The sequence below is a fragment of the Micromonospora maritima genome, assembly GCF_902825405.1.
GTDB lineage: Bacteria > Actinomycetota > Actinomycetes > Mycobacteriales > Micromonosporaceae > Micromonospora > Micromonospora maritima.
Genome location: NZ_CADEAU010000564.1, coordinates 1 through 3207, shown reverse-complemented (window position 1 = coordinate 3207; position 3207 = coordinate 1). Strand labels below are relative to the sequence as shown.

The window sequence follows — 3207 nt, the reverse complement described above, 5'->3', positions numbered from 1 at the left end:
GCCGCCGTCCCGGCTCCGCGCCGGCCACGGTCCGCAGCTCGGCCGCGTACGCCTCCGGCGGGCCGAGCCGGTCGACCAGGGCGCCGTCGCCCTCGGCGGCGACCTCGGCCAGGTGCTCCGGAAGGTCCTCGGTCAACTCGTCCCGCACGGACGGCGGCAGGTCGGCGAGCGCGGCCCGCACCCGGTCGACGTAGTCCGTGATCTCCTGCCCAGTGACGGTCATGCCGCCATCCCCCGATCGTCGAGCAGCGCGTCCATGGTGGTGGCGAACGAGCGCCAGGTCTTGCCGGAGCGGGTGAGCTGGTCCCGCCCCGAGGCGTTCAACGAGTAGTACTTGCGGTGCGGTCCGGATTCGCTCGGCACCACGTAGGTGGTCAGCAGGCCGGCCGCGAAGAGCCGGCGCAGGGTGCCGTAGACCGAGGCGTCGCCGACCTCGGTCAGGCCCGCCTCCCGCAGCCGGCGCAGGATGTCGTAGCCGTAGCCGTCGGAGTCCTTGAGCACGGCGAGCACGGCCAGGTCGAGGACACCCTTGAGAAGCTGCGTCGTATCCACGCTCCGCACACTACTGCGCATTGCAGAATACCGTCAACGACACACCCCGGCTTCAGCGGTCGCGGGGCGGGGCGACGGCCGGGGCCCTGAGGGTTAGGCGAGGGACCAGGCTATGCCGTCGAGGATGTCGTGCTCGGAGGCGATGACGGAGGGCATGCCGGCCCGTTCCATGATGATCCGGAGCACCAGCGCGCCGGCGCCGATCACGTCGGCCCGGCCGGGGTGCATCACCGGCTCGGCCAGTCGCTGCTCCCGGGTGGCGCCGAGCAGGTAGGCCGTCACCGAGGCCACCCGCTCGTAGGGGACGCGGGCGTGGTGGATGCGGCCCGGGTCGTACTCCCGGAGCCCCTCGGCCAGGGCCACCACGGTGGTGACCGAGCCGGCGAGCCCGACCAGCGTGGCGGCCTCCCGGCCGGGCACGGCGGCCAGCGCCCGGTCCACCGCTGCGGCGACGTCCGCCTCGGCGGCGGCGATCTCCGCCGGGCCGGGCGGATCGCCGTGCAGGTGCCGCTCGGTCATCCGGACGCAGCCAATGTCCACCGAGATCGCGCCCCGCACGCCGGACTCGCGGTCACCGACGACGAACTCCGTCGAGCCGCCGCCGATGTCGACCACCAGGTACGGCGACCGGGCGTCGGCGGGCAGGCCACGCACCGCGCCGGTGAAGGACAGCCGGGCCTCCTCGTCGCCGGTCACCACCTCGGGCGCCACCCCGAGGGTGCGCTCGACCATGGCCCGGAAGTCGCCGGCGTTCGAGGCGTCGCGCGAGGCCGAGGTGGCGCACATCCGCACCCGGTCGGCGCCGGACTTCTCGATCTCGGCCGCGTAGTCGGCCAGCGCCACCCGGGTCCGCTCGATCGCCTCCGGGGCGAGCCGGCCGGTCCGGTCGACCCCCTGTCCCAGCCGGACGATCTCCATCCGCCGGCTCACGTCCACCAGCGGCGCCGACTCCCCCGCGGACGGGTCCGGCAGGTCCGCGATCAGCAGTCGGATGGAGTTGGTGCCGCAGTCGATGGCAGCCACACGCGCGCTCACGGCTGCCACCCTACGGCAGCCCCGACCGGTCAGAGGCGCAGGAGCATGCGGCTGTTGCCGAGGGTGTTGGGCTTGACCCGTTCCAGGTCGAGGAACTCCGCCACACCCTCGTCGTACGAGCGGAGCAACTGCTCGTAGACCGGCTGCGGGACCGGGGCGCCGTCGATCTCGCGGAACCCGAAGCTGCCGAAGAAGCCGGTCTCGAACGTGAGCACGAAGATCCGCGCGACCCCGACCTCCCGCGCCGCGTCGATCAGCTCGCCGACGATCCGGTGCCCGATCCGGTGCCCCCGGCAGGACGGGTCGACCGCCACCGTGCGGATCTCCGCCAGGTCCTCCCACATGACGTGCAGCGCGCCGCACCCGACCACCGTGCCGTCCGGGGTGACCGCCACCCGGAACTCCTGCACGTCCTCGTAGAGCGTCACGGTGGCCTTGCTGAGCAGCCGCCGGTCGTCGGTGTAGGTGTCGACGAGCCGGCGGATGCCGCGTACGTCACCGGTGCGGGCCCGGCGGACCACGACCTCGTCGGCGGTGCTCATCTCACTCCGCCGCGGGCACGTCCACGCAGGGGCCGGCGGCCCACCACTTCTCCACGAGCGCCAGCGTCTCGTCGCCGAACGGGTTCACCCCCGGGCCGGCGCCGAGCGCGTGGCCCAGGTGCACGTGCAGGCACTTCACCCGTCCCGGCATGCCGCCGGCCGAGATGCCGGCGATCTCCGGCACCTCGCCGATCGCCTCCCGGCGGGCCAGGTAGTCCTCGTGCGCGGCCCGGTAACGGGCGGCCAGCTCGGGGTCCTCGGCCAGCCGGTCGGCCATCTCCTTCATCAGCCCGGCCGACTCCAGCCGGCTGCACGCCGCCGTTGCGCGCGGGCAGGTCAGGTAGAACAGCGTCGGGAAGGGCGTGCCGTCGGCCAGCCGGGGCGTCGTCTCCACCACGTCGGGCAGGCCGCACGGACACCGGTGGGCCACCGCCCGGGTGCCGCGCGGCGGGCGTCCGAGCTGCGCGGCCACCGCGGCCAGGTCGGCCTCGGTGGCCGGCTGACGTTCCGGCGGGGGTACGGAGTCCGCCGCCGGCTCCTGCGGTGGTACGACGCTCAAGGTTGTGCCTCTCGAATCAAAGCTCACTTGTCCTGGCGCTCGGCGTTGGCCGCCCGCACGCTCGACCACAGGGTGTCGTACCAGGGGTCGGGCGGCTTCGGCGCCCCCGTCCTGGTCCCCTTGCCGGCGTCCTTGGCGGCGCCGTCCGGGTCGGAGAGCACCACCAGCAGCGTCTCGCCGGGCTTGCCCATGAAGAACCGCTCCCGGGCCTGCGTCTTGACGTACTCCGGGTCCTTCCACTTGGCCGCCTCGGCGGTGAGCCGGTCGATCTCGGCGCGCTGCGCGGCCTGCGCGGCCTCCATCCGTTCGATGTCGGCCTGCTGGTCCAGATAGACCCGGACCGGATAGGTGTAGCCCAGGGCGAGCGCGATCAACACCGCGAACAGCACGGTGGCGCGCCCGGTGAAGCGCCGGGGTTGGGGTGCGGTGAGCCGCTTGACCGCGCCACCGGCCGCGGTACGCCGGGCCGCGGCCGGGCGGCTCGCGGAGCGTACGCCGTCGGTGGCCCGGGACGCGCCG

The 3207-nt window shown here is 74.0% G+C and carries 6 protein-coding genes; all 6 read right to left on the bottom strand.

Annotation, left to right across the window (positions count from 1 at the left end; genetic code table 11):
* A partial coding sequence (locus HUW36_RS29090) for an HAAS signaling domain-containing protein (RefSeq protein ID WP_425487277.1) occupies window positions 1–223 on the bottom strand: 223 nt, incomplete at its 3' end.
* Window positions 220–552: a PadR family transcriptional regulator gene (locus HUW36_RS29085; RefSeq protein ID WP_174531044.1), complete on the bottom strand. Its 333-nt coding sequence runs from the start codon at window positions 550–552 to the stop codon at window positions 220–222. The genes HUW36_RS29085 and HUW36_RS29090, both read right to left, overlap by 4 nt.
* 93 nt (window positions 553–645) lie before the next feature.
* Window positions 646–1575 (bottom strand): Ppx/GppA phosphatase family protein, encoded by a 930-nt coding sequence (locus HUW36_RS29080; protein ID WP_174531045.1) that lies wholly within the window; start codon window positions 1573–1575, stop codon window positions 646–648.
* A 41-nt stretch (window positions 1576–1616) separates the two neighbouring features.
* Window positions 1617–2129 (bottom strand): amino-acid N-acetyltransferase, encoded by a 513-nt coding sequence (locus HUW36_RS29075; RefSeq protein ID WP_174531043.1) that lies wholly within the window; start codon window positions 2127–2129, stop codon window positions 1617–1619.
* Between the two features lies 1 nt (window position 2130).
* On the bottom strand, window positions 2131–2688 hold the full coding sequence (locus HUW36_RS29070; RefSeq protein WP_174531042.1) for a DUF501 domain-containing protein: 558 nt from the start codon (window positions 2686–2688) through the stop codon (window positions 2131–2133).
* Between the two features lie 23 nt (window positions 2689–2711).
* On the bottom strand, window positions 2712–3207 hold a 496-nt coding region (locus tag HUW36_RS29065), incomplete at its 5' end, for an FtsB family cell division protein (protein ID WP_174531041.1).